At 58.0% G+C, this 25028-nt stretch carries 22 protein-coding genes; 5 read left to right on the forward strand and 17 right to left on the reverse strand.

Going from position 1 to position 25028, the window contains the following annotated elements; all coding sequences use genetic code 11:
• Positions 1–26: 26 nt before the first annotated feature.
• Positions 27–1049 carry an amidohydrolase family protein gene (locus tag D8U70_RS25940; RefSeq protein ID WP_177434002.1) on the reverse strand — a complete coding sequence of 341 codons (1023 nt, stop codon included), beginning with the start codon at positions 1047–1049 and terminating at the stop codon, positions 27–29.
• A 153-nt stretch (positions 1050–1202) separates the two neighbouring features.
• Between D8U70_RS25940 and D8U70_RS25945 the strand changes: the two genes are divergently transcribed.
• Positions 1203–1619, forward strand: a complete 417-nt coding sequence (locus D8U70_RS25945; RefSeq protein WP_024012159.1) for an OsmC family protein — start codon at positions 1203–1205, stop codon at positions 1617–1619.
• A gap of 61 nt (positions 1620–1680) precedes the next feature.
• On the forward strand, positions 1681–2547 hold the full coding sequence (locus D8U70_RS25950) for a pirin family protein (protein ID WP_130930078.1): 867 nt from the start codon (positions 1681–1683) through the stop codon (positions 2545–2547).
• Positions 2548–2742: 195 nt separating this feature from the next.
• Here the strand turns inward: D8U70_RS25950 and D8U70_RS25955 are convergent, their stop codons facing one another.
• The 4 genes from D8U70_RS25955 to D8U70_RS25970 form a co-directional block, all read right to left on the reverse strand.
• Positions 2743–3471, reverse strand: coding sequence for a dienelactone hydrolase family protein (locus D8U70_RS25955; RefSeq protein WP_130930079.1), 729 nt, complete (start codon positions 3469–3471; stop codon positions 2743–2745).
• A gap of 69 nt (positions 3472–3540) precedes the next feature.
• Entirely contained in the window at positions 3541–5445 is a 1905-nt protein-coding gene (gene htpG, locus D8U70_RS25960; protein WP_038861952.1) for a molecular chaperone HtpG, read from the reverse strand.
• 82 nt (positions 5446–5527) lie between these two features.
• Complete coding sequence (locus D8U70_RS25965; protein WP_122505957.1) at positions 5528–5980, reverse strand: PaaI family thioesterase; 453 nt, start codon at positions 5978–5980, stop codon at positions 5528–5530.
• Positions 5977–6453, reverse strand: coding sequence for a PaaI family thioesterase (locus D8U70_RS25970; RefSeq protein WP_122505956.1), 477 nt, complete (start codon positions 6451–6453; stop codon positions 5977–5979). The genes D8U70_RS25965 and D8U70_RS25970 overlap by 4 nt, the downstream gene beginning before the upstream one ends.
• A 158-nt stretch (positions 6454–6611) precedes the next feature.
• Here D8U70_RS25970 and D8U70_RS25975 point away from each other — a divergent pair, with 158 nt between their 5' ends.
• Positions 6612–6848 (forward strand): hypothetical protein, encoded by a 237-nt coding sequence (locus D8U70_RS25975; protein ID WP_007959016.1) that lies wholly within the window; start codon positions 6612–6614, stop codon positions 6846–6848.
• 61 nt (positions 6849–6909) lie between these two features.
• On the opposite strand, the gene D8U70_RS25980 is transcribed toward D8U70_RS25975, so the two are convergent.
• Positions 6910–7311, reverse strand: coding sequence for an MAPEG family protein (locus D8U70_RS25980; protein ID WP_130930080.1), 402 nt, complete (start codon positions 7309–7311; stop codon positions 6910–6912).
• Positions 7311–8048, reverse strand: a complete 738-nt coding sequence (locus D8U70_RS25985; protein WP_130930081.1) for a DUF599 family protein — start codon at positions 8046–8048, stop codon at positions 7311–7313. Before D8U70_RS25985 ends, D8U70_RS25980 begins: the two co-directional genes overlap by 1 nt.
• 232 nt (positions 8049–8280) lie before the next feature.
• On the opposite strand from D8U70_RS25985, the gene D8U70_RS25990 reads away from it, so the two are divergent.
• Positions 8281–9510, forward strand: coding sequence for a hypothetical protein (locus D8U70_RS25990; protein WP_130930082.1), 1230 nt, complete (start codon positions 8281–8283; stop codon positions 9508–9510).
• 96 nt (positions 9511–9606) lie between these two features.
• Here D8U70_RS25990 and brnQ read toward each other — a convergent pair whose 3' ends face one another.
• From brnQ to sdhC, 10 genes are all read right to left on the reverse strand, one after another.
• Complete coding sequence (gene brnQ, locus D8U70_RS25995; RefSeq protein WP_130930083.1) at positions 9607–10920, reverse strand: branched-chain amino acid transport system II carrier protein; 1314 nt, start codon at positions 10918–10920, stop codon at positions 9607–9609.
• A gap of 482 nt (positions 10921–11402) precedes the next feature.
• Positions 11403–12287 (reverse strand): succinate--CoA ligase subunit alpha, encoded by an 885-nt coding sequence (gene sucD, locus D8U70_RS26000; protein ID WP_016773680.1) that lies wholly within the window; start codon positions 12285–12287, stop codon positions 11403–11405.
• Positions 12287–13453 (reverse strand): ADP-forming succinate--CoA ligase subunit beta, encoded by a 1167-nt coding sequence (gene sucC, locus D8U70_RS26005; RefSeq protein ID WP_016773679.1) that lies wholly within the window; start codon positions 13451–13453, stop codon positions 12287–12289. The genes sucD and sucC overlap by 1 nt, the downstream gene beginning before the upstream one ends.
• 182 nt (positions 13454–13635) lie before the next feature.
• Complete coding sequence (gene lpdA / locus D8U70_RS26010; RefSeq protein ID WP_016773678.1) at positions 13636–15072, reverse strand: dihydrolipoyl dehydrogenase; 1437 nt, start codon at positions 15070–15072, stop codon at positions 13636–13638.
• Positions 15073–15180: 108 nt separating this feature from the next.
• Positions 15181–16407, reverse strand: coding sequence for a 2-oxoglutarate dehydrogenase complex dihydrolipoyllysine-residue succinyltransferase (gene odhB, locus D8U70_RS26015; protein ID WP_130930084.1), 1227 nt, complete (start codon positions 16405–16407; stop codon positions 15181–15183).
• A 44-nt stretch (positions 16408–16451) separates the two neighbouring features.
• A complete protein-coding gene (locus D8U70_RS26020) occupies positions 16452–19283 on the reverse strand; it encodes a 2-oxoglutarate dehydrogenase E1 component (protein WP_041479560.1) in 2832 nt (943 codons plus the stop codon).
• A gap of 251 nt (positions 19284–19534) precedes the next feature.
• On the reverse strand, positions 19535–20239 hold the full coding sequence (locus tag D8U70_RS26025; RefSeq protein WP_016773675.1) for a succinate dehydrogenase iron-sulfur subunit: 705 nt from the start codon (positions 20237–20239) through the stop codon (positions 19535–19537).
• A gap of 11 nt (positions 20240–20250) precedes the next feature.
• Complete coding sequence (gene sdhA / locus D8U70_RS26030) at positions 20251–22023, reverse strand: succinate dehydrogenase flavoprotein subunit (protein WP_024012149.1); 1773 nt, start codon at positions 22021–22023, stop codon at positions 20251–20253.
• 3 nt (positions 22024–22026) lie between these two features.
• The gene (sdhD, locus tag D8U70_RS26035; protein ID WP_008049683.1) at positions 22027–22395 is read right to left on the reverse strand and encodes a succinate dehydrogenase, hydrophobic membrane anchor protein; all 369 of its coding nucleotides are present in this window, start codon (positions 22393–22395) and stop codon (positions 22027–22029) included.
• Complete coding sequence (gene sdhC / locus D8U70_RS26040; RefSeq protein WP_016773673.1) at positions 22389–22763, reverse strand: succinate dehydrogenase, cytochrome b556 subunit; 375 nt, start codon at positions 22761–22763, stop codon at positions 22389–22391. Before sdhC ends, sdhD begins: the two co-directional genes overlap by 7 nt.
• Before the next feature lie 363 nt (positions 22764–23126).
• On the opposite strand from sdhC, the gene gltA reads away from it, so the two are divergent.
• On the forward strand, positions 23127–24416 hold the full coding sequence (gene gltA / locus D8U70_RS26045) for a citrate synthase (protein ID WP_003222994.1): 1290 nt from the start codon (positions 23127–23129) through the stop codon (positions 24414–24416).
• The last annotated feature ends 612 nt before the right edge of the window (positions 24417–25028 follow it).

Raw genomic sequence — 25028 nt, forward strand, 5'->3', positions numbered from 1 at the left:
TAGTCCGAACTCATGGCTTTGACGTTTCAGCGCGGACCGGCGGGTTTACCAGTGTTGCGCGGCAATATCGCCAGGAAGTTATCGCGCGCGACTTTGCGCGCCACCGCTTCCGGCAGCGCATCGAGAAACGGCTTGTAGCTGTGCATTTCCTGACCGAGTTTGTTGAACCGTCCTACCACGTCAGAGCCGAGCATGAAGCGCTCGGGAAACTTTTCCACCAGCGCCAGCCATTCGGCGCGGGGCTTGCCCTGCTCGTCCAGCAAGTACGGCGTGAGCATGCTCCACGACAGGTCGATAAACAGATTCGGATAGGCCTCAAGCATGCGCGTCAGGGTCGGCAGGAGAAACGGCAACTGGGTCTGATGCCGATGGATCTCGGCGCTGGTGCCGGCATGCGCCCAGATGAATCGCGTGTGCGGATGATTGCGCAGCGGCTCTTCAACTTCCTTCAGGTACAGCGGATTTTTCTCACGCTTGGAAGTGATGTTGGAATGCAGCATCACCGGCAGATCGTTTTCCGCAGCGAGGTGATAGATCTTGGTCATTGCCTCGTTGTTCGCTCGAGGCGTGTCGCCGGAGGTCAGCGCGGTCAGGTCATCGTGCCGGGTGAACACCTCGCCGATGCCCTGCCACAAACCCGGATACAGATCGAGCATGCGCTGGATGTGCGCGGCGGAATTCTTGTCATTGGGATTGAAGCCGGACAGGAACGGATGAAAGTACTGGCGCTGCTCCGGCGCAAGTTTTTCCACCGCGTCGGCAATGATCACATCGGTGGCGCTGTACCAATAGGCATCGGCGTCATCACCGGCGTAATAACGCGGGCGCTTGGGTTCGTCTTCATGCCATTTCTTCGCCACGGGAATGCCGGAAATCATCACGTGCTCGATGGAATTTTCTTTCATGGCCGTGAGCAATTTCTGCATGCCGGCGCTTTCCTGGAAAAAATCCACGTAATGCAGGTGCGCATCGCTGTAGGTGTATTCGCGGGCACTGGCGCTACCAGCGAACAGCAGCAGACAGGCAAGACTCAGACGAGACAAGGACACAAGTAATCTCCGGCAGATGGGCATAGCCTAGACCGCGCCCGAACGACAAGGGTTCATCCCTGCCGAAAAGCGGAACGCCCACTGCCGGGAATGCTCTATAACTGCAGGGTCTGCTTTGATCGAACGATTTTTCCTGCCGCCTGTGAGGTTTCCATGACTGTTACCGTCAATACCGTCTCCGCCGAAGGTTTTCGTCACACCGTCCAGATCGACGACCACGAATTGTTTGCCGATGTACCGAAAACCTCCGGGGGTGAAGGCACCGCGCCCGAGCCACACGATTACTTCGACGCTGCGCTGGGCGCCTGCAAAGCGCTGACCGTGAAAATGTATGCGAAGAAAAAAGACATCCCGCTCACCGGCGTGGGAGTCGAGGTAAAGCGCGACAACAGCCAGGAACAGAAAGGCAAATACGCCCTGCATGTCACGCTTACGCTCAAAGGCGTACTCACCGACGCCCAGCGCGAGGAACTGCTGCGTGTGGCCGATCGCTGCCCGATTCACAAATTGATGACCACCAGCGAAGTCAGTATCGAAACCCACGCACCACAAGGCTTCGACAGCCAATAATCCTCCTGATGCCAGCGGCGGGTTATGCTTCTGGCATCACCCGCTCAGCCTGGAATGCACCATGGACACGCCACTCCTGATCATCCGCCCGCGCGCCGAAGACGTCGAAGGCCAGCCGATCCTGCGCCCGCTGCCGTCAGCCAAATGCCGCAATGTCGGACCTTTCGTGTTTTTCGACCACATGCTCGAGACGATTTATCCGACGGGTAAAGGCATGGATATCCGACAGCATCCGCACATTGGCCTGTCGACACTTACCTATCTGTTCGAAGGGCAATTGCAGCACAAGGACAGTCTGGGCTCCGATCAAGTGGTCGGCGCCGGCGATGTCAGCTGGATGACCGCTGGCAGCGCCATCGCCCACGTCGAGCGCACGCCTGCGCCACTGCTCGCCGAGACCTTCACCCTGCACGGCCTGCAAGTCTGGCTGGCCTCGCCCAAGGCACACGAACAGGGCCCGGGGCATTACAGTCATCACCCGGCAGCGACGTTGCCTCTCAGCGATAACCTTGGCGTGCAGATTCGCATGATTGCCGGGTCAGGCTTTTGCCTGGAATCGCCGGTGCCGGTGCTTTCTCCTACGTTGTATGCGGAAGTGAAGATGCAGACCGCGACCACATTGCTGATTCCGGCCGAGCATGAAGAACGCGCGGTGTATGTGTTGAGCGGGGATGCGCAGTTGAATGGCGAGGCGATCGAGCCGCATGCGCTGGTGGTGTTGCCGGTTGGCGAAGAGATGAGCCTGTTTGCCGAAAGCGATGTGCACGCGGTGGTGTTCGGCGGCGCGGCGCTGGACGGGCCGAGACGGATCAACTGGAATTTTGTTGCCAGTGATCCGGCGGCGATTGATGAGGCACGGCGCAAGTGGGCGGCCGGGGATTGGCCGACGGTGCCGGGGGAAGTCGAGCGGATCGAACTACCGCGCTAGGCCGCTTACCCTCACCCCAGCCCTCTCCCAGAGGGAGAGGGAGCCGACCGAGGCGTCTTGCGTTATACATCGACCTGAAAAGTCTCGGCGATTATGGATTCGCCTGTTCACGTTCAGGTCGACGCCACTCCCGAGCAACCCCCAATCAGTCCCCTCTCCCTCCGGGAGAGGGCTAGGGTGAGGGGCTTTTCGCTTTTAACCGTTGAACACCTCATCCAGCAAATCATGCATCGACTTGAACGCGCGCTTGGCGGTCTTTTCGTCGTACATCATCTTGCCCGGTACATTGGCATGCGGGTCGGTAAACGAGTGCACCGCGCCGCCGTAGCTGAGCAGTTGCCAGTCGACCTTCGCCGCGTTCATCTCATCTTCGAACGCTGGCAGTTGCTCCTTCGGCACCAACGGATCGGATGCGCCATGCAGCACCAGCACCGAGCCCTTGATGTTCTGCGCATCCGCCGGGTTCGGCGAATCCAGCGTGCCGTGGAACGACACCGCCGCTTTTACCGGCGCGCCGGTGCGGGCCAGGTCCAGCGCACAGCAACCACCGAAGCAGAAACCGAACACCGCCAGTTTTGACGTATCCACAGCGGCTTCGCCCTGGCTCTGCAATTGCTCAAATGCCACTTGCAGACGTTTGCGCAACAGCGCGCGGTCGTCCTTGAGCGGCATCATCGCTGCCAGCGCCTCATCAGCGTTCTGCGGACGTACGCTCTGGCCGTAGACATCCGCGATCAGCACCACGTAACCCTTGGCCGCTACCGCTTTGGCGATGTCTTCGGCACCGGCGCTGACGCCCATCCAGTTCGGCGCCATCAGCAAACCCGGGCGCGCAGCCTTGTGCTCGGCGTCGAACGCCAGGCGACCTTCATAGGCCTGGCCGTCAATCTGATAGACCACGGAACGTACAGTGACTTGGCTCATTTCTGACTCCTGATTGAGTAAACACCAGAACGAAAAAACCCGCCGAAGCGGGTTTTTCCTACAACGTGATCAAACCGACAGTTCAACCAGCAGCTTGTTCAGCCGGCGCACGTAAGCGGCCGGATCCTTCAAGCTGTCGCCAGCCGCCAGGGCAGCCTGATCGAAGAGGATGTGCGACAGGTCGCCAAAACGCTCTTCGCTCTGCTCGCCATCGAGTTTCTCGATCAGCGGGTGGCTCGGGTTGAATTCGAAGATCGGCTTCGAATCCGGGACTTTCTGCCCGCTGGCTTCGAGGATCTGGCGCATTTGCAGGCCCAGGTCCTGTTCGCCGATGGCCAGAATGGCCGGCGAATCGGTCAGACGATGGGATACGCGGACTTCAGCCACGGAATCACCCAGAGCAGTTTTCAGGCGCTCGACCAGACCCTCTTTGGACTTGGCGACTTCTTCAGCGGCTTTCTTGTCCTCTTCCGAGTCCAGGTTGCCCAGATCGAGGTCACCGCGCGCCACGTCGACAAACGTCTTGCCGTCGAATTCGCTGAGGTAGCTCATCAGCCACTCGTCGATGCGATCGGTCAGCAGCAGCACTTCGATGCCTTTCTTGCGGAAGACTTCCAGGTGCGGGCTGTTCTTGACCTGCGCGTAGGTTTCGCCGGTGAGGTAGTAGATCTTGTCCTGACCTTCCTTGGCGCGGGCCAGGTAGTCAGCCAGACCGACAACCTGCTCGCCGTCGTCGCCCTGGGTCGATGCGAAACGCAGCAGACCGGCAATCTTCTCTTTGTTGGCGAAATCTTCTGCCGGGCCTTCTTTCATGACCTGACCGAAGTTCTTCCAGAAGCCCTTGTATTGCTCAGGCTCGTTCTTCGCAAGTTTTTCCAGCATGTCGAGCACACGCTTGGTCAGCGCGGTTTTCATCGAATCTATGATCGGGTCTTTCTGCAGGATCTCCCGCGACACGTTCAGCGACAGGTCGTTGGAATCGACCACGCCTTTGATGAAGCGCAGGTACAGCGGCAGGAACGACTCGGCCTGATCCATCACAAACACACGCTGCACGTACAGCTTCAGGCCTTTCGGCGCTTCACGCTGGTACAGGTCGAACGGTGCGCGGGCCGGCACGTACAGCAGCGAGCTGTACTCGAGCTTGCCTTCAACCTTGTTGTGGCTCCACGACAGCGGATTCTCGAAGTCGTGAGCGATGTGTTTGTAGAACTCCTGGTATTCCTCGTCTTTGACTTCAGTGCGCGGACGGGTCCACAGGGCGCTGGCACGGTTGACGGTTTCCCATTCAACGGCCGGAGCCTCTTCGCCTTCGGCCGCAGTGACTTCCTTCGGCAGTTCGATCGGCAAAGCGATGTGGTCGGAGTACTTCTTGATAATGTTGCGCAGACGCCAGCCATCAGCGAATTCGTCTTCGCCGGATTTCAGGTGCAGGACGATGCGGGTGCCGCGCTCTGGCTTGTCGATGGTGGCGACTTCGAACTCGCCCTCGCCTTTCGACGACCAGTGCACGCCTTCGCTGGCGGCAGTGCCGGCGCGACGGCTATATACATCAACCTTGTCGGCAACGATGAAGGCTGAGTAGAAGCCGACACCGAACTGGCCGATCAGGTGCGAATCTTTCTTCTGATCACCGGACAGGTTTTTCATGAAATCGGCGGTGCCGGATTTGGCGATGGTCCCCAGGTGGGTGATCACATCGTCACGGTTCATGCCGATACCGTTGTCTTCGAGGGTGACGGTCTTGGCGTCCTTGTCGAAGCTCACACGGATTTTCAGGTCAGCGCCACCTTCGAGCAACTCAGGCTTGGCCAGGGCTTCGAAGCGCAGCTTGTCGACAGCGTCAGAGGCGTTCGAGATCAATTCGCGAAGGAAAATTTCCTTATTCGAATACAGCGAATGGATCATGAGGTGCAGCAGCTGCTTTACCTCGGTCTGGAAGCCCAGGGTTTCCTTTTGAGTTTCCACACTCATGGTCATCAAACTCCAATCAGATGGCAGTGGCCGCGACCCGAAATGGTCTGCGGCGGGTTGTCATCTGAGTTGGGGGCGCTGTTCAGGATTTCAAGGGCTCATCAATTTTGAAGTGCGCGCGGGCGGTGGCGATCGGTTCGGCCTCGGTACTCTGCCAGGCAGTGACCGCTACGTTAGCGACGCGACGGCCTTGACGGCAGACCTGACACCTGGCCCAAGTGTCGCGAAACTGCCCGGCGCGCAGGTAATCGAGGGAAAAATCGATGATCTTCGGCACACCCGGCGTGCCGGTGAAAATCAGCAAATGCAGGGCCGCGGCCAGCTCCATGAAGCCGGCAATCACTCCGCCATGGATCGCCGGCAATAAAGGGTTACCAATGTTGTCCTTGTTCGCCGGCAGCTTGAACAAGAGCTCATCGCCGACCCGCGAACATTCGATACCGATCAGCCCGGCATAAGGAATCAACGCCAGCAGCGGCGCGTAATCGCCCTGCGCGTGAGCCTGGTGCAGCTGCTCCCTGAGATCGTTGCTCATTGGCTCGCTCCCTTGATCGCGCCCGCGAAACCCTTGCTGCCCTTCAGACCGATGCCCATGCGCATGAATGTGCCGACGACGTGAGCAATCGGTTGCTCGGGATCGTCCTGGTAAGCAAAACCACGGGCAAAGATCACGTCGGTGGTGACGCGATAGCACTGGGCAAAGCCGTACACCGCTTTGTTCGGTTTGGCGGCGTGCATGTAGTCAATGCGCAGATCGAGGGTCGGACAGACTTCGAACTCTGGCAGCACGCACAGGGTCGACATGCCACATGCAGTGTCCATCAACGAAGTGATGGCACCGCCATGGATGACTCCGGTTTCGGGATTGCCGACGATTTTTTCGCTGTACGGCAGGATCACCGTCAGCCCTTCGCTGGAAGCACTGTGCACTTGCAGACCCAAGACCTGACAGTGTCGCAATGCCGATAAAAAGCGCGTCGCGCGCTCAAAAACGGGGTTTTCGGCCATGTGATAATTACTCGCGTTTGGGCCTTGTGCCAGTAGTGAGAAAAGCGGCAAAAGTTCCGTGATAAAACAAACTTATATATCTGAAACAATTGAGGAACTTAACCCGTAGCGCCGAGTTCTTAAGGCCAGTAGTTATTTTCCATAAGGAGATACACCCCATGCGTAAGACTTTAGCTATTGCCTTGATGTTGACCGCTTCCCTCGGTCTCGCTGCCTGCGATAAAAAATCCGAGGACAAAGCTCAAGATGCCAACCAACATGCTGAGCAAGCTCAGCAAGACATGAACAAAGCTCAGGATAAAGTGAACGACGCAGCAAAAGAAAACGCCGAAGCTGCCAAAGCTCAGGCTGAATCGAACGCCGCTGCTCAGGAAGAAGCCGCCAAAAAGCAATAAGCTTTCTGGTGTGAAAGAAAACCCGCCAAGTGCGGGTTTTCTTTTGCCTGCGATTTACCGGTTAGAGCAACACGGTTCTAAAAGTCGGACTAATCATCAGCAACAACGAACACACAAAGCCAACTAGCCACATCAGGCTGCGCAACTTCGCCAGATCCGCCAGATAGAACCACAGATAGAACACTCGCGAGATCACGAAGATGATCGCCAGCGCATCGATCAACCAACCCGCGGTTTGCGTGGTATGCGCCATCAGCACGCCGACGGCGAAGAGGATGAAGGCTTCGATGGTGTTCTGATGGGCCGCCAGCGCCCTCGCACCGAAGCCAGTCAACTGCGCCTGCTGCTGCCGCGGCAGGTGATTGTCATACCCGCCCTGCTCTTTCATGGCCTTGGCCACCGGCATACGCGCCACGTAGATCAATAAAGCACTGATAAACACACACCAGAACGGAATACTCATCAAACAGCCTCTTTGTTCGTCTCAGGGACGGGCGCCTCTGTAGGGGTATAGACCATGACATCGAGAACGTCGGAATGAAACTCGCGGCGATACAACACCACCACGACTCCCGCGCTCATGATCATGAACAGCCACGGACTGACGAACCAGGCCAGCATACTCATGCCGAAGTAATAAGAACGCAGGCCGAAGTTGAACTGGTTGGCCGCCATCGAAATCACCCGCGCCGCCCGTGAAGCGAAGGCCTTGCGTTCCTGCTCGGTCAGTTGGCGCTCGCCGATCATCGGCGCTGAACCGACCAGAATCGCCGCGAAGTTGTATTGGCGCATGCACCAGCTGAACGTGAAGAACGCATAGACGAACACCAGTGCCAGGCACAGCAACTTGATCTCCGACATGCCCTGCGACGCCTGCTGCACCATCGGAATATCCGCCAACAACGACACGGCTCGGTCGGACGCACCGAGCACGGTGAGAATACCGGCGAGGATGATCAGCGTGCTGGACGCGAAAAACGAGGCGTTGCGCTCCAGATTGCCGATCACGCTGGCATCGGCGATGCGGTTGTCACGCAGCAGCATGCGGCGCATCCAGTCTTCGCGGTAAAGGTGCAACACGCTGGCCAGACACGCCGTATCACGGGCCTTCCAGGTGGCATAACGGGTGTAACCGCCCCAGCAGACGACGAACCAGACGGCGGCGAGCAAGTGGATCAGATTGGCTTGGATGAACGACATTCGTTGTCCTGAGCAAGAGGAATGATGGAGGGAACCCTTCGTTTCGACGTGTTGGCTCGTAAAAAGACACGCTCATTGAAGAGTCAAATTTATTCAAAATAGACCGCAGCTATCAGTTTTCAGAGGCTTATACCTGTCAACTCTGACAGTAGCGCTGAGGGTATGGCGAGGCATAAGGTCGTTTTCTCAAACGGGAACACTGACCGCTCCCCTATCAGACAAGGATTTGAGCATGAGACCTTTGAACGCTGCGCTGCCCATTGACACAACGTTTGGCAACCGGGGGTACGCCGAGTCATTTGCTGCGGGAAGCCAGGCTTTGAACATCGCAGGCTTGCGCCCGGATGGAAAGATCCTTCTCGTGGGACAAACTTTTGTAGAGGGCAAGGCCAGTTTTCATTTGGCGCAATTACTGGCAGACGGTACTAACGATACTGGCTTCAACGAAAACGGTTTGATCGTAGGTACGTTTACAGGTTCGGGACAAGCCAGCGGCACTGGCGCCTGTCTTTATAAAGACGGTAAGGCGCTGCTTTTTGGGTATCAATATGATGAGGACCAAGGAACTCGATTTGCGCTTGCCAGATTCTTCGCTGATGGTGAAAGAGATCGCGATTTCGGTCTCGATGGGACGGTTTACGTCCCTTTCCTGCCACAGTCCGAATCGCAATTGCCAAAACCGGAAGCTTCCATCAAGTCGCAATCCAGAACCAGGTTAGTACTGACTGCTGATGAAAAAATCCTCGTCGGTCAAAGCAACCGACTGTTCAGACTTGATCAGAAAGGAGATTTCGATACCGCTTTCAACAACAAAGGCTGGCTGGATCTTGCAATGGGCATTGCTTCGATTTCAGTGGCAGAGGATGGAGTAATCACAGTCGCAGGTTCGAGGGCTGGAGAAGGAAAGATTGTGCGCCTGAACGTCGATGGAACACCCCATAAAGACTTCGGCGATGATGGCACCGGGACCGTCTACATTCCATCGGATTACCCGGCCAGCGTACGAAGCCTGATGTTACGTGCTGACGGCAGCTTCTTTGTTGCTGGCCAGGTCGACACATCGCCTGACGACGTTTGGGGTAAAGGACGCAAAGCAATGATGGCCGCGTACAACCCGAACGGTAGACCAAATCTCGCATTCAATCAGGGTAAGCCTGTAGTCACTGATCTTGGATTAACCGACGGTTGCACTTTGTTCGATCTGAGTGGGGAGCCTGAGGATGGCTTGGTTGTGGTGGGGAGTACGGGGCAAATAACCAGGGAGCAAATGCTTGCCTGCCGCTATCTGGCAACGGGTGAACTGGACACAACCTTTGGAGATGGCAAGGGATACGTAACTCACTTTATGGGGCCCGGTATGCAATGGATCTCGGTGGCAGTGCAGCCCGACAAGCGAATACTCCTGAGCCGTGACAGCGACAACGTCAATGTGGAAGCTCTGGTCGTACGTTATCTGGGCTGAGGATTATCAGCTCTGATAAAAAATGCCCCGTATCGATTGATACGGGGCATTTCTGTTTAACCGGGGCTGACCCACTTGTGGCGGGTCCGAACCCCGTCAGGCAGTGACTTCGCTGCGCTTGCCCAGCAGGCGATCACAGACCACGGCGACCACCAGGGTCATCACGCATGGCACCAGCCATGCCAGCCCTTGCTCGCTCAGCGGCAGATGGGTCAGCTGAGTTGGCATCCAGTCGGCCAGACCAGCGCCTTTCAAGGCGTCGATGGTGCCGAACAGGAACGACACCAGCATCACCGGGCCAAGAATGCGCCCGTGCTCATGCCAGAAATCCTTACAGAAGCTCAGCGCGACCAGAACGATGCACGGCGGGTAGATCGCAGTGAGTACCGGAATCGAGAAAGCAATGAGCTTGGTCAGACCAAGGTTGGAGACCAGCAGCGAGAACGCCGCGAGGGTAATCACCAGCGTCTTGTAGGACAGTGGCAGCACACGGCTGAAGTATTCAGCGCAGGCACAGGTCAGACCGACCGCCGTGACCAGACACGCCAGCGAGATCAGCACCGCAAGGAAACCACTGCCCAGCGAACCGAAGGTGTGCTGCACGTACGCATGCAACACCGCCGCGCCATTAGTGGCGCCGACCGCGACTTCATGGCTGCCGGACCCGAGGCGGAACAGGCTGACGTAGACCAGTGCCAGACCCACGCCGGCAATCAGCCCGGCAATGATCGCGTAACGGGTGATCAGCGCTGGCGACTCGACGCCACGGGAGCGGATCGCGTTGACGATAACGATGCCGAATACCAGTGCGCCGAGGGTATCCATGGTCAGGTAACCATTGATGAAGCCTTGGGAAAACGGTGCCGCCACATACTCTGGAGTGCCGTGACCGATGTCACCCGCCGGCAAGGCGAACGCGGCGATGCCCAGTACTGCCAGCGCAATGATTTTCAGCGGCGCGAGGAAGCGGCCCACGGTATCCAGCAAACGCCCAGGGTAGAGCGAAATGAAGAACACCAGCAGGAAGTACACCGAGCTGTAGAGGAACAGCGCCAGCGGGCTCTCGCCGGTCAACGGCGCCAGACCCACTTCAAAGGATACGGTCGCGGTACGCGGAGTGGCGAACAGCGGCCCCACAGCCAGATAGCATGCCGCCGCGAGGATACCGCCGGCGATCTTGCCGATCGGGCTGCTCAGTGCATCCATCGCGCCGCCGACCTTGGCCAGCGCCACCACAGTGACTACCGGCAAACCAACGGCGGTAATCAGAAAGCCCAGCGCAGCCATCCAGACGTGAGGTCCGGCCTGCAAGCCAACGATCGGCGGGAAAATGATGTTACCGGCCCCGACAAACAGGGCAAACGTCATAAAACCAAGTGCCAGGATGTCCTGACCTTTCAAAACTTTCATTAAGGTAATACCACACTACTGAAATCGGAATTTAGAGGGGGATTGCCCTGTTGGATTAGGGAAATGCTGTCGATCCGTATGGGACTGACCCTTAAAGCGCGTGGCTGCCTTGTGGGCGGCGGACGCAAAAATGGCGGCCAGCCTAACGAATTTGGCTGACAAACGCACTGTTGGAGGGCGAACTATCCGATACGCGACGTTTCCGTGTCGCGTTTACATATCTATTTTTCATACAGAGAACACGTATTCATCACAGCAAACCTGTGGCGAGGGGATTTATCCCCGTTGGACTGCGCAGCAGTCCCAAAGAATCCGAGCTGGAACTGCCTGACTGATCATGGTCGCTTGCATGGGGGCCGCTTCGCAGCCCAGCGGGGATAAATCCCCTCGCCAAAACAGCGCTCAAAATTCTCATACGCCAGAAACGACAAAGGCCACCCGAAGGTGGCCTTTGTTGCTGGAGCTAAAAAGTCAGCCGAAGCTTACTTCTTCACTTCCCAGCCAGTCAGCTCGGCCAGGGCCTTGCCGATGTCTGCCAGCGAACGCACGGTTTTAACGCCTGCGTCTTGCAGCGCAGCGAATTTCTCGTCTGCAGTGCCTTTGCCGCCAGAGATGATTGCGCCAGCATGGCCCATGCGCTTGCCCGGAGGAGCAGTCACACCAGCGATGTAGGAAACAACCGGCTTGGTCACGTTAGCCTTGATGTAGGCAGCCGCTTCTTCTTCAGCCGAACCGCCGATCTCGCCGATCATCACGATCGCCTCGGTCTTCGGGTCTTCCTGGAACAGCTTCAGGATGTCGATGAAGTTCGAACCCGGGATCGGGTCACCGCCGATGCCGACGCAAGTCGACTGACCGAAACCGGCGTCAGTGGTCTGCTTCACAGCTTCGTAGGTCAGGGTGCCGGAACGCGAAACGATACCGACCTTGCCTGGCAAGTGAATGTGACCTGGCATGATGCCGATCTTGCATTCGCCTGGGGTGATCACGCCTGGGCAGTTAGGGCCGATCAGGACTACGCCCAGCTCGTCGCACTTAACCTTGGCGTCCAGCATGTCCAGGGTAGGAATGCCTTCGGTGATGCACACGATCAGCTTGATGCCGCCGAAGGCAGCTTCCAGGATCGAGTCTTTGCAGAAAGGAGCCGGAACGTAGATCACGCTGGCGGTAGCGCCAGTGGCAGCTACTGCGTCTTTTACGGTGTTGAACACTGGCAGACCCAGGTGCTCGGTGCCGCCCTTGCCTGGAGTTACGCCACCAACCATCTTGGTGCCGTATTCGATGGCTTGCTGGGTGTGGAAACTACCTTGCGAACCGGTAATACCCTGGCAGATAACTTTGGTGTCTTTATTGATCAGGACGCTCATTATTTGCCCTCCGCAGCTTTGACAACTTGTTGAGCAGCGTCGGTCAGGCTGGTAGCAGCGATGATGTTCAAACCGCTTTCTGCCAGTACTTTAGCGCCCAGCTCAGCGTTGTTGCCTTCAAGGCGAACAACAACCGGGATTTTCACGCCGACTTCTTTCACAGCGCCGATGATGCCTTCGGCAATCATGTCGCAGCGAACGATGCCGCCGAAGATGTTGACCAGTACTGCCGCGACGTTCTGGTCGGACAGGATGATCTTGAACGCTTCAGTAACGCGTTCCTTGGTAGCGCCACCACCTACGTCGAGGAAGTTGGCTGGCTTGCCGCCATGCAGGTTGACGATGTCCATGGTACCCATGGCCAGACCGGCACCGTTGACCATGCAGCCGATGTTGCCTTCCAGGGCTACGTAGTTCAGTTCGAACTTGGCAGCGTGCGCTTCGCGCGGATCGTCCTGCGACGGATCGTGGAAAGCCTTCAGCTTAGGCTGACGGTACATGGCGTTGGCGTCGATGTTGATCTTCGCGTCGAGGCAGTGCAGATCGCCGTCAGCCTTGATCACCAGCGGGTTCACTTCCAGCAGAGCCAGGTCGTGGTCTTTGAACAGCTTGGCCAGACCTACGAAGATCTTGGCGAACTGAGTGACCTGCTTGCCTTCCAGACCCAGCTGGAATGCCAGCTCGCGACCCTGGGATGGCTGAGCGCCAACCAGTGGATCGATAGTGGCCTTGAGAATTTTTTCTGGAGTGTCGTGAGCGATTTTCTCGATGTCCACGCCACCTTCGGTGGAAGCCATGAACACGATGCGACGGCTCGAACGGTCAACGACAGCGCCCAGGTACAGCTCTTTAGCGATATCAGTGCACGATTCAACCAGGATCTTGGTGACTGGCTGGCCATTGGCATCAGTCTGGTAAGTCACCAGACGCTTGCCCAGCCACTGCTGTGCGAAGGCTTTGGCGTCTTCTTTGCTGCGAACCAGCTTTACGCCGCCCGCTTTACCGCGACCACCGGCGTGAACCTGGGCTTTGACGACCCACTCGTTGCCGCCGATCTTGTCGCAAGCTTCTGCTGCTGCTTCCGGGGTGTCTACTGCGTAACCAGTGGAAACTGGCAGGCCGTATTCAGCGAACAGCTGCTTACCCTGATACTCGTGAAGATTCATGCTTTTTACCGTCTTCGTTAGGTACTGCGCATTCGGCGCTGCGCTCGTTTGAGTGCCGCGCCACCTGTGACTGCTGCTTGCGTAGCTGGGCTACGCAAGACTGCGTCCGGCGGACATTCCGCGGTGAGTCTTGCTCGCAAGGCTCACGACGGGCCGTTGCCGCCGTGGTTTCTTATTATGTCTTAACGCTTCTTGCGGTTGGCAATGTGAATGGCGCCGCCATTCACTGCCAGAGCAGCTTCGTGCAAGGCTTCGGACAGGGTCGGATGGGAGAAAACCATCATGCCCAGGTCTTCAGCGCTGGTGCCGAATTCCATACCGATCGCGCCCTGCTGAACCAGTTCTGCAGCGCTCGGGCCAATCACGTGCACGCCCAATACGCGGTCGGTCTTGGCATCGGCGATGACCTTGACGAAACCACCGGTATCGTTGGCAGCCATGGCACGGCCGGAAGCGGCGAACGGGAAGGTGCCGACGTTGACTTCAACGCCTTCGGCCTTCAGCGCCTGCTCGGTTTTGCCAACCCACGCGATTTCCGGGTGAGTATAAATAACCGAAGGGATCAAATCATAGTTCATCTGAGCCTTGTGGCCCTTGATGCGCTCGACAACCATGATGCCTTCTTCCGAAGCCTTGTGGGCCAGCATCATGCCGCGAACCACGTCACCGATGGCGAAGACGCCCGGTACAGCTGTGACGCAATGGTCATCGACCGCGATGAAACCGCGCTCGTCGATTTCCACGCCACAGTCGGCAGACAGCAGATCAGTGGTCACCGGACGGCGACCAACGGCTACGATCAGCTTGTCGAAAGTGATGGTCTGTTCGCCGTTGGCATCGGTGTAGTTGACGACGACTTCTTCGCCGTTGACTTTCGAACCGGTAACGCGAGCGCCCAGCTTGATGTCAAGACCCTGTTTGGTCAGGGTTTTCAGCGCTTCCTTGGAAACAGCGGTGTCCGCTGCCATCAGGAAAGTGTCCAGTGCTTCGAGAACAGTCACTTCTGCACCCAGACGCGACCATACCGAACCCAGCTCCAGACCGATCACGCCAGCGCCGATCACGCCCAGACGTTTAGGTACGGACTGGAACTCCAGAGCGCCAGTCGAATCGACGATGACTTTCTGGTCAACCGGAGCCGGTGGAATGTCGATCGGACGCGAACCTGGCGCGAGGATGACGTTTTCCGCTTCGATGACTTCAACCGAACCGTCCGGCTTGGTGACTTCGACTTTCTTGCCGGCCAGCAGCTTGCCGTGGCCCTGGATCGAAGTAACGCCGTTGGCCTTGAACAGGGTGGCAACGCCGCCGGTCAGGTTCTTGACGATGCCAGCCTTGCGGCCAACCATCGCAGCGACGTCCATTTTGACTTCGCCGGTCGAGATACCGTGAACGTTGAAGCTCTCTTTGGCTTCCTTGTATTTCCACGAGCTGTCGAGCAGCGCCTTGGAAGGAATGCAACCCACGTTCAGGCAGGTACCGCCCAGGGCTTGCTTGCCCTCTGCGTCGGTGTACTTCTCGATGCAGGCAGTGGTCAGGCCCAACTGAGCAGCCTTGATGGCCGCTACATAGCCACCAGGGCCGGCACCGATCACTACTACGTCAAATTTCTGCGACATTCAAAAAATCCTCTTTAGCAATAAAGCTACAAGCCGCAAGCTTCAAGCTGCAAGCCCACCCGCTCGCCTTGAGCTTGAGGCTTGTAGCTGAAAGCTTGCAGCTGCTTTTTAGATATCCAGCAACAGACGAGCCGGATCTTCCAGCAGGTTCTTGATGGTCACCAGGAAGGTCACAGCTTCTTTGCCATCGATCAGGCGGTGATCGTAGGACAGAGCCAGGTACATCATCGGACGGATCACGACCTGACCGTTGATGGCCATCGGACGCTGGATGATGTTGTGCATGCCCAGAATCGCTGCCTGCGGCGGGTTGACGATCGGTGTCGACATCATCGAACCGAAGGTACCACCGTTGGTGATGGTGAAGGTACCACCGGTCATCTCGTCCATCGACAGTTTGCCGTCACGGGCTTTCTTGCCAAATGTTGCGATGCCGCCTTCGATTTCAGCCAGGCTCATCAGCTCGGCGTTACGCAGAACCGGTACCACCAGACCACGGTCGCTGGAAACGGCAACGCCGATGTCCGCGTAGCCGTGGTAAACGATGTCGCCGCCGTCGATCGACGCGTTGACAGCCGGGAAGCGTTTCAGCGCTTCGGTGGCCGCTTTCACGAAGAACGACATGAAGCCCAGGCGTACGCCGTTGTGGGACTTCTCGAACAGGTCCTTGTACTTCGAACGCAGAGCCATGACTTCGGTCATGTCGACTTCGTTGAACGTGGTCAGCATCGCCATGTTCGACTGGGCTTCAACCAGACGCTTGGCCACGGTGGCACGTACGCGAGTCATCGGTACGCGCTTCTCGATGCGGTCGCCGGCAGCGAACACAGGCGCAGCAGCCGAAGGAGCAGCAGCCTTGGCAGGCGCGGCAGCCGGAGCGGCTTTCTTCGCAGCGACTGCTGCTACCACGTCTTCCTTGGTCACACGACCGCCCTTGCCGGTGCCGGCAACGGAAGCGATGTTGATGCCGTTCTCTTCAGCCAGCTTGCGCGCGGCAGGAGCTGCGATCGGGTCATCTTCGCCATCGGCAGCAGCTGGTGCGGCAGCGGCAGTAGCAGCCGGAGCAGCAGTGGCGGCAGGAGCGGCAGCAGCAGCGCCGCCCTCTTCGATCGAGCCCAGAACCTGGTTCGACAGAACGGTAGCGCCCTCTTCGGCAACGATTGCGCCCAGCACGCCGTCAGCTTCAGCCAACACTTCGAGCACGACTTTGTCGGTTTCGATGTCGACGATCAGGTCGTCACGCTTGACGGCCTCACCTGGTTTCTTGTGCCAGGTGGCAACGGTGCCATCGGCAACCGATTCCGGGAATGACGGGGCTTTGATTTCGATAGCCATTATCTGTGGGTCCTTAAAATTCGGTTTCAGTCAGCGCGAAGGCGTTAAACAGTGAAAGCATCTTGCAGCAGTTTTTCCTGCTGCTCGGCGTGCATCGATGCGTAACCACAAGCTGGCGCAGCCGAAGCCTCACGGCCCGCGTACTCGAGTACGAGAGTCTTGTCGAGGTTGGCGATGCTGCGACGCAAGTGATGCTGGCTGCAGTACCAGGCACCCTGGTTCATCGGCTCTTCCTGACACCAAACGGCGTGTTTGACGTTGGTGTACGGAGCCAGGACTTCTTTCAAGTCGTCCTCAGGGAACGGATACAGCTGCTCGATACGCACGATGGCGATATCTTCGCGGCCTTCGGCACGGCGTTTTTCCAGCAGGTCGTAGTAGACCTTGCCGCTGCACAGAACCACGCGCTCGACCTTTTTCGGGTCCAGTGCGTCGATTTCCGGGATCACGGTCTGGAACGAACCTTCGGCCAGATCTTCCAGCGTCGAGATGGCCAGCTTGTGGCGCAGCAGCGACTTCGGCGTCAGCACGACCAGCGGCTTGCGCAGCGGACGGATCACCTGACGACGCAGCAAGTGGTAGATCTGTGCTGGCGTGGTCGGCATGCACACCTGAATGTTGTGCTCGGCGCACAGCTGCAGGTAACGCTCAAGACGAGCCGAGCTGTGCTCAGGGCCCTGACCTTCGTAACCGTGTGGCAGCAGCATGGTCAGACCGCAGAGACGGCCCCACTTGTGCTCGCCGCTGGTGATGAACTGGTCGATCACGACCTGAGCACCGTTGGCGAAGTCGCCGAACTGGGCTTCCCAGATCACCAGCGCGTTTGGCGTGGTGGTCGAGTAACCGTATTCGAATGCCAGTACCGCTTCTTCCGAGAGGAACGAGTCGTACAGGTCGAAACGTGGCTGACCGTCGTACAGGTTCTGCAGCGGAATGTAGGTGCCCGCGTCTTTCTGGTTGTGCAACACAGCGTGACGGTGCGAGAACGTACCGCGGCCGATGTCCTGACCAGTCATGCGAATCGGGTGACCTTCGAACGCCAGGGTCGCGTACGCCATGGTTTCGGCGTAACCCCAGTTGATCGGCAGGCCGCCGGCTTGCATCTTCTGACGGTCTTCGTAGATCTTCGCGACCTGACGCTGAACGACGAAGCCTTCCGGAATTTCCAGCAGCTTGGCGGACAGTTCTTGCAGGGTCTTGAGATCGAAACGCGTGTCGTGACGCGCGGTCCAGGCGTGGCCCAGGTACGGACGCCAGTCGACGAACAGTTCTTTGTTCGGCTCTTTGACCAGCGATTTCACCACGTGCAGACCGTTGTCCAGCGCGTTGCGGTATTCGTCGACCTTGGCCTGAACACGTTCAGCGTCGAGCACACCGGCCTGGGTCAGGCGATCAGCGTACAGCTCACGGGTGGTGCGCTGCTTGGTGATCTGCTGATACATCAGGGGCTGGGTGCCGCTTGGCTCGTCGGCCTCGTTGTGGCCGCGACGACGGTAGCAGACCAGATCGATCACCACGTCACGCTTGAACTGCATGCGGTAGTCGATGGCCAGTTGGGTCACGAACAGCACGGCTTCCGGATCATCACCATTCACATGGAGGATCGGCGCCTGGATCATCTTGGCAACGTCGGTGGCGTACTCGGTGGAGCGCGAGTCCAGCGGGTTGCTGATGGTGAAACCGACCTGGTTGTTGATCACGATGTGCACGGTACCGCCGGTCTTGAAACCGCGGGTCTGCGACATCTGGAAGGTTTCCATGACCACGCCCTGACCGGCGAATGCCGCGTCACCGTGGATGGAGATCGGCAGAACTTTCTCACCGGTCAGGTCGTTGCGACGGTCCTGACGGGCGCGCACCGAACCTTCGACCACCGGGGAAACGATTTCCAGGTGGGACGGGTTGAACGCCATGGCGAGGTGAACTTCACCGCCGGTGGTCATTACGTTGGACGAGAAGCCCTGGTGGTATTTCACGTCACCGGAACCGAGTTCAACCTTCTTCTTGCCTTCGAACTCGTCGAACAGCTCGCGCGGGTTCTTGCCGAAGGTGTTGACCAGTACGTTCAGACGGCCACGGTGGGCCATGCCGATGACGACTTCCTTGGTGCCGTACGAGCCGGAACGCTGGATCAGTTCGTCGAGCATCGGAATCAGGCTTTCGCCGCCTTCCAGACCGAAACGCTTGGTGCCCGGGTATTTGGTGCCCAGGTATTTTTCCAGGCCTTCACCGGCAGTCACGCGCTCAAGCAGGTGGCTCTTGATGTCGGCGGAGTACGTCGGACGACCACGCACGCTTTCCAGACGCTGCTGGAACCACTGGCGCTGCTCGGAATCGGTGATGTGCGTGAATTCAGCGCCGATGGTGCGGCAATATGTCTGCTGCAACGCTTCGTGAATTTCGCGTAGGCTCGCTTCCTCTTTGCCGATGAACAGGTCGCCGGCACGGAAGGTCGTATCAAGATCGGCATTGGTCAAGCCGTAATGATTGATCGACAGGTCTGCAGGTGCAGGACGCTGCCACAGTCCCAGCGGGTCAAGCTGGGCTGCCTGGTGGCCACGCATACGGTAGGCCTGGATCAATCGCAGCACTTCGACTTGCTTCTTCTCGTGCTCACTGCTCACGCTGCCGGCGGAAACCGGTTGGGCGCGGCGCTGGTTCTTTGCCAGCAGCACGAAATGATCGCGAATCGTCGAGTGCGAAACATCAGTGGCAGAGTTGCCGTCGGCAGGCAACTTCTGAAAGTAGGTGCGCCACTCTTCTGGCACAGCGTTAGGGTCGTGCAGGTAGAGCTCATAAAGCTCTTCCACATAGGCAGCGTTTCCACCTGAAAGGTAGGCGCTGTTCCACATGCGCTGCATCACGCTTTCTTGCATGCTTGGTCACCCTCGGTTAGGGGAACACCATCGGTGTCGACACCGAGCAAACTTGCAGAAGTCCGAATGCAGCGACTAAAACAAGCCACCTAGGATCACACTGATAGTCCGGGTACCAGCCCGGATGCCCCTGCTTGTCTCATTTCTTCAAAAGAAGAGCTGCAGCTTATGGCTACTGCTCTGGTTATAGCCATGACGCGGGTTGAAGCCCGCGCCACAGCCTCTACGGTGCAACGGTTACAGCAGCTGAATCACACGCCGCTCGAAAGCAGCATGTTACGGATGTGACCGATGGCCTTAGTCGGGTTCAGGCCTTTCGGACATACGTTGACGCAGTTCATGATGCCCCGGCAGCGGAAAACGCTGAACGGGTCGTCAAGTGAAGCCAGACGCTCGCTGGTCTTGGTGTCGCGGCTGTCTGCCAGGAAGCGGTAGGCTTGCAGCAGCGCAGCAGGACCCAGGAACTTGTCCGGGTTCCACCAGAAGGACGGGCAAGAGGTCGAGCAGCAGGCGCACAGGATGCACTCGTACAGACCGTCGAGCTTTTCGCGCTCCTCTGGCGACTGCAGACGCTCGATGGCCGGAGCCGGCGTGTCGTTCTGCAGGTAAGGCTTCACCTTCTCGTATTGCTTGTAGAAGATGCTCATATCGACGACCAGGTCACGGATAACCGGCAAACCTGGCAGTGGACGAACGATCAGCTTGTTGCCTTTTACAACGGCAGACAGCGGCGTGATGCAGGCCAGACCGTTCTTGCCGTTGATGTTCATGCCGTCGGAGCCGCAGACGCCTTCACGGCAGGAGCGACGATAGGAGAAACCTTCGTCCTGCTCTTTGATCAGGGCCAGCACGTCCAGCACCATCAGGTCTTTACCACCGGTATCGACCTGGAAATCCTGCATGAACGGCGCAGCGTCCTGATCAGGGTTGTAGCGATAAACACTGACTTGCAACATGGCGGTCACCCTTAATAAGTCCGGACTTTAGGTTCGAAAGTCGGAACAGTCTTCGGCGAGAAGTTCACGGCACGCTTGGTGACGCGCTTGTCACCCGGGAAGTACAGGGTGTGGCACAGCCAGTTTTCGTCATCACGGTCTTCGAAGTCTTCACGGGCGTGAGCGCCGCGGGACTCTTTACGTACTTCGGCCGCGATGGCGGTAGCTTCAGCCACTTCCAGCAGGTTCTGCAGTTCCAGCGCTTCGATACGTGCAGTGTTGAACGCTTGCGACTTGTCGTTGATCTTCACGTTGGCGATACGCTTGCGCAGATCGGCCAGCTGAGCGATGCCCTTCTGCATGTATTCGCCGGTACGGAATACACCGAAGTAGTTCTGCATGCAGCTTTGCAGCTCGCGACGCAGGGTGGCAACGTCTTCACCGTCGGTACGGTTGTTCAGCGCGTTCAGACGCGACAGTGCAGCTTCGATGTCGGACTCGGTAGCGTCGTCGTATTCGATGCCATCGGTCAACGCCTTTTCCAGGTGCAGGCCGGCAGCGCGACCGAATACCACCAGGTCGAGCAGCGAGTTGCCGCCCAGACGGTTCGCACCGTGTACCGATACGCAAGCCACTTCGCCTACCGCGAACAGGCCAGGAATGATCTGGTCCTGACCTTCGGCGTTCTGGGTGATCGCCTGGCCATGAATGTTGGTGGCAACGCCGCCCATCATGTAGTGGCAGGTCGGCACAACCGGAACCGGAGCAACAACCGGGTCAACGTGGGCGAAAGTCTTCGACAGTTCGCAGATGCCTGGCAGACGGCTGTGCAGCACTTCCTCGCCCAGGTGGTCGAGTTTGAGCATTACGTGGTCGCCATTCGGACCGCAACCGTTGCCGGCGATGATTTCCTTGACCATCGAACGGGCAACCACGTCACGACCTGCAAGGTCTTTCGCGTTCGGAGCATAACGCTCCATGAAACGCTCGCCGTGCTTGTTGATCAGGTAACCACCTTCACCACGGCAACCTTCGGTAACCAGTACACCGGCGCCGGCGATGCCGGTCGGGTGGAACTGCCACATTTCGATGTCTTGTACCGGCACGCCAGCACGCAGAGCCATGCCGACGCCGTCACCGGTGTTGATCAGGGCGTTGGTGGTGGACGCGTAGATACGGCCTGCACCGCCAGTGGCCAGAACGGTGGCCTTGGCACGGATGTAGGAGGTTTCGCCGGTTTCGATGCAGATCGCGATCACACCAACGAATTCGCCTTCCTGGTTTTTCACCAGATCAACAGCGTAGTACTCGTTGAGGAACGTGGTACCGGCTTTCAGGTTGCCCTGATAAAGCGTGTGCAGCAGCGCGTGACCGGTACGGTCGGATGCAGCGCAAGTACGTGCAGCCTGACCGCCCTTGCCGTAGTCCTTGGACTGGCCACCGAACGGACGCTGGTAGATGCGGCCTTGCTCGGTACGCGAGAACGGCAGACCCATGTGGTCCAGCTCGAAAACAGCGGCCGGGCCTTCCTGACACATGTATTCGATAGCGTCCTGGTCACCGATATAGTCGGAACCCTTGACGGTATCGTACATGTGCCAGCGCCAGTCATCGTTCGGGTCGGCCGAAGCGATGGCGCACGTGATGCCGCCCTGCGCGGACACAGTGTGCGAACGGGTCGGGAAAACCTTGGTGATCACCGCAGTCTTGTGGCCGCCCTGTGCCAGCTGCAGCGCAGCGCGCATGCCGGCACCGCCACCACCAATAATGATGGCGTCGAAAGAAATCGTTGGAATGTTAGCCATGAATCAGATACCCCAGAGAATCTGCACACCCCAGACGAAGTAAGCGAACATCGCAACGCCGCATACCGCCTGGAAAAGGAAACGTATCGCCGTTGCGGACTTGCCGAACGCCATTGGCGTCAGGTAGTCGGTCGCGATGGTCCACATGCCGACCCAGGCGTGAGCGCCCAGAGCAACAAGGGCCAGCAGGCTGAAAATACGCATTCCGTTGTGAGCGAACAGTTCATGCCACTGGGCATACTCGAGGCCAGGGTTGGCGACGATGTATCCGATCAGAAAGATGAAGTAAGCCGCGAGAACGACCGCAGACACACGCTGTGCCATCCAGTCATAGAGGCCCGAACGCGACAGGTTAGTGACGTTAGTTACCATATCCAGACTCCTGCCAGAACGATTACCACCACGGAAACGGCGATAACGATTTTCGAGCCCAGTTTGCCGCCTTCCAGCGTCTCACCGATGCCCATGTCCATGATCAAGTGGCGCACACCGGCTACCAAGTGATACAGCAGAGCGGACAGGATGCCCCAAATCACTAGCTTGGCTAGCGGACTGGTCAGACACGCTTTCACCTGACCGAAGCCTTCCTCGGAGCTCAGCGACTTGTCCAATGCGTAAAGCATGATGGCAAGGCACACGAAGAGGATGACACCGGAGATACGGTGAAGAATGGACGTGTAAGCAGTGACTGGGAGTTTGATGGTCCTTAGGTCTAGGTTTACAGGTCGTTGGCTTTTCACGGCTTTTTTTTCACACTGAAGAGCCCCTAACAATCAGGGCAAAGTTGTTGGGGAGTGCACTGGTCAGGTAACCACCACCCAGGGATGCGACCCCCAATGAAAGCAAGCCCAAAAGCCCTTGGCGGTCGGTGGCCGAGTATAGACAGTTAGGCTACTAATGACAACGCGTTCACCTACCCCCAATAGCGGATTGCACAAGTTGCATAAAAGGCGTAAATGGCAGGCAATTTCGAGGAAAAAGTCGGCTTAAAGCCTTCTGGAGCAAGACTTTAGGCAAATTGACATTCGAATTTATCTCACTATAGTGGTGCGGGCCCTGCGTGGGGGGTCTGTCTGATGGTTCAAGCATAAATAGGAGGCCACATGGCTGACAAAAAAGCGCAGTTGATCATCGAGGGCGCAGCCCCCGTCGAGCTGCCCATTTTAACCGGCACCGTTGGTCCCGATGTAATCGATGTTCGGGGCCTGACGGCCACGGGCCGCTTCACTTTCGACCCGGGTTTCATGTCGACCGCTTCGTGCGAATCGAAAATTACCTATATCGACGGCGACAACGGCATTTTGTTGCACCGCGGCTACCCGATCGAACAGCTGGCTGAAAAGTCGGACTACCTGGAAACCTGCTACCTGCTGCTCAACGGCGAATTGCCGACCGCAGAACAGAAGGCCCAGTTCGTCAGCACCGTGAAAAACCACACCATGGTTCACGAGCAGCTGAAAACCTTCTTCAACGGTTTCCGTCGCGACGCCCACCCGATGGCCGTCATGTGCGGTGTAGTCGGCGCCCTCTCGGCCTTCTACCACGACTCCCTGGACATCAATAACCCGCAGCATCGCGAAATCTCCGCGATCCGTCTGGTTGCGAAGATGCCGACCCTGGCAGCGATGGTTTACAAGTACTCCATGGGCCAACCCATGATGTACCCGCGCAACGACCTGACGTACGCGGAAAACTTCCTGCACATGATGTTCAACACCCCGTGCGAGATCAAACCGATCAGCCCGGTACTCGCCAAGGCCATGGACCGGATCTTCATCCTCCACGCCGACCACGAGCAGAACGCTTCGACCTCCACCGTGCGTCTGGCCGGTTCTTCGGGTGCCAACCCGTTCGCCTGTATCGCCGCTGGTATCGCCGCACTGTGGGGCCCTGCCCACGGCGGTGCGAACGAAGCCGTGCTGACCATGCTCGACGAGATTGGCGATGTGTCGAACATCGACAAGTTCATCGCCAAGGCCAAGGACAAGAACGATCCGTTCAAGTTGATGGGCTTCGGTCACCGCGTCTACAAGAACCGCGACCCTCGCGCGACTGTCATGAAGCAGACCTGCGACGAAGTGCTGAAGGAACTGGGCATCAACAACGATCCGCAACTCGAACTGGCCATGCGCCTGGAAGAGATCGCCCTGACCGACCCGTACTTCATCGAGCGCTCGCTGTACCCGAACGTCGACTTCTACTCGGGGATCATCCTCAAGGCGATCGGCATTCCAACCAGCATGTTCACGGTGATTTTCGCCCTGGCGCGTACTGTGGGCTGGATTTCGCACTGGAAGGAAATGCTCTCGAGCCCGTACAAGATTGGCCGCCCGCGCCAGCTGTACACCGGTTACGAGTCGCGTGACATCACCAAGCTGGAAGATCGCAAATAAGGGTTTTTCTTTTTTTGTGATGGTTTAGTGGTGTGTCAGGAACGGCCTCTTATATAGAGGCCGTTTTTGTTTGTGGTCTCAGCGGCCTTCGGGCCGACTGGTTCTTGGATTCTGGGGGCATATCCGTTGCTGCGGGTGCTGCCGCTGGCGGTTTCGCTCTTACAGCGAGTCACCTTTTTCAGACGCCAAAAAGGTAACCCAAAAGGCTTTGCCCCGGCGTACGGCCCGCTCGCTGGGGCTCGGGGTACCTTCGTTACAGGACCGATCCGGGCGCAGCGGCTCCGGTTGGCTTCGCTGCACCTACACTCGCTGTGTACGACTGCGTCGTACGGTCGCTGCGCTCCCACACCCGGATCGATCCCGTAACGAAGCCTGCCGAAAGGGCAAAAGATCAAAAGCAAAAGCCAAAGCCAGATCAAGAGCCCCTCACCCTAGCCCTCTCCCAGAGGGAGAGGGAACTGACCGAGGTGTTTGGGCGAAACACGCCGACTTGCGATACCGAGTCGAATGCAGGTTTTGAACACCACACAAATCGGCTCCCTCTCCCTCGGGAGAGGGCTGGGGTGAGGGGCGAATCCACCGAAAATCTCAAGCCGTGCGACGCTTCTAACC

The organism is Pseudomonas sp. Sample_20 (assembly GCF_004307585.1).
Lineage (GTDB): Bacteria > Pseudomonadota > Gammaproteobacteria > Pseudomonadales > Pseudomonadaceae > Aquipseudomonas > Aquipseudomonas atacamensis.

What these genes read in the sequence shown, in the direction of transcription:
- D8U70_RS25945 (WP_024012159.1), top strand. Translation starts at nt 1,203, where the DNA reads ATGACTGTTACCGTCAATACCGTCTCCGCCGAAGGTTTTCGTCACACC.
- D8U70_RS25950 (WP_130930078.1), top strand. Translation starts at nt 1,681, where the DNA reads ATGGACACGCCACTCCTGATCATCCGCCCGCGCGCCGAAGACGTCGAA.
- D8U70_RS25955 (WP_130930079.1), bottom strand. Translation starts at nt 3,471, where the DNA reads ATGAGCCAAGTCACTGTACGTTCCGTGGTCTATCAGATTGACGGCCAG.
- htpG (WP_038861952.1), bottom strand. Translation starts at nt 5,445, where the DNA reads ATGAGTGTGGAAACTCAAAAGGAAACCCTGGGCTTCCAGACCGAGGTA.
- D8U70_RS25965 (WP_122505957.1), bottom strand. Translation starts at nt 5,980, where the DNA reads ATGAGCAACGATCTCAGGGAGCAGCTGCACCAGGCTCACGCGCAGGGC.
- D8U70_RS25970 (WP_122505956.1), bottom strand. Translation starts at nt 6,453, where the DNA reads ATGGCCGAAAACCCCGTTTTTGAGCGCGCGACGCGCTTTTTATCGGCA.
- D8U70_RS25975 (WP_007959016.1), top strand. Translation starts at nt 6,612, where the DNA reads ATGCGTAAGACTTTAGCTATTGCCTTGATGTTGACCGCTTCCCTCGGT.
- D8U70_RS25980 (WP_130930080.1), bottom strand. Translation starts at nt 7,311, where the DNA reads ATGAGTATTCCGTTCTGGTGTGTGTTTATCAGTGCTTTATTGATCTAC.
- D8U70_RS25985 (WP_130930081.1), bottom strand. Translation starts at nt 8,048, where the DNA reads ATGTCGTTCATCCAAGCCAATCTGATCCACTTGCTCGCCGCCGTCTGG.
- D8U70_RS25990 (WP_130930082.1), top strand. Translation starts at nt 8,281, where the DNA reads ATGAGACCTTTGAACGCTGCGCTGCCCATTGACACAACGTTTGGCAAC.
- brnQ (WP_130930083.1), bottom strand. Translation starts at nt 10,920, where the DNA reads ATGAAAGTTTTGAAAGGTCAGGACATCCTGGCACTTGGTTTTATGACG.
- sucD (WP_016773680.1), bottom strand. Translation starts at nt 12,287, where the DNA reads ATGAGCGTCCTGATCAATAAAGACACCAAAGTTATCTGCCAGGGTATT.
- sucC (WP_016773679.1), bottom strand. Translation starts at nt 13,453, where the DNA reads ATGAATCTTCACGAGTATCAGGGTAAGCAGCTGTTCGCTGAATACGGC.
- lpdA (WP_016773678.1), bottom strand. Translation starts at nt 15,072, where the DNA reads ATGTCGCAGAAATTTGACGTAGTAGTGATCGGTGCCGGCCCTGGTGGC.
- odhB (WP_130930084.1), bottom strand. Translation starts at nt 16,407, where the DNA reads ATGGCTATCGAAATCAAAGCCCCGTCATTCCCGGAATCGGTTGCCGAT.
- D8U70_RS26020 (WP_041479560.1), bottom strand. Translation starts at nt 19,283, where the DNA reads ATGCAAGAAAGCGTGATGCAGCGCATGTGGAACAGCGCCTACCTTTCA.
- D8U70_RS26025 (WP_016773675.1), bottom strand. Translation starts at nt 20,239, where the DNA reads ATGTTGCAAGTCAGTGTTTATCGCTACAACCCTGATCAGGACGCTGCG.
- sdhA (WP_024012149.1), bottom strand. Translation starts at nt 22,023, where the DNA reads ATGGCTAACATTCCAACGATTTCTTTCGACGCCATCATTATTGGTGGT.
- sdhD (WP_008049683.1), bottom strand. Translation starts at nt 22,395, where the DNA reads ATGGTAACTAACGTCACTAACCTGTCGCGTTCGGGCCTCTATGACTGG.
- gltA (WP_003222994.1), top strand. Translation starts at nt 23,127, where the DNA reads ATGGCTGACAAAAAAGCGCAGTTGATCATCGAGGGCGCAGCCCCCGTC.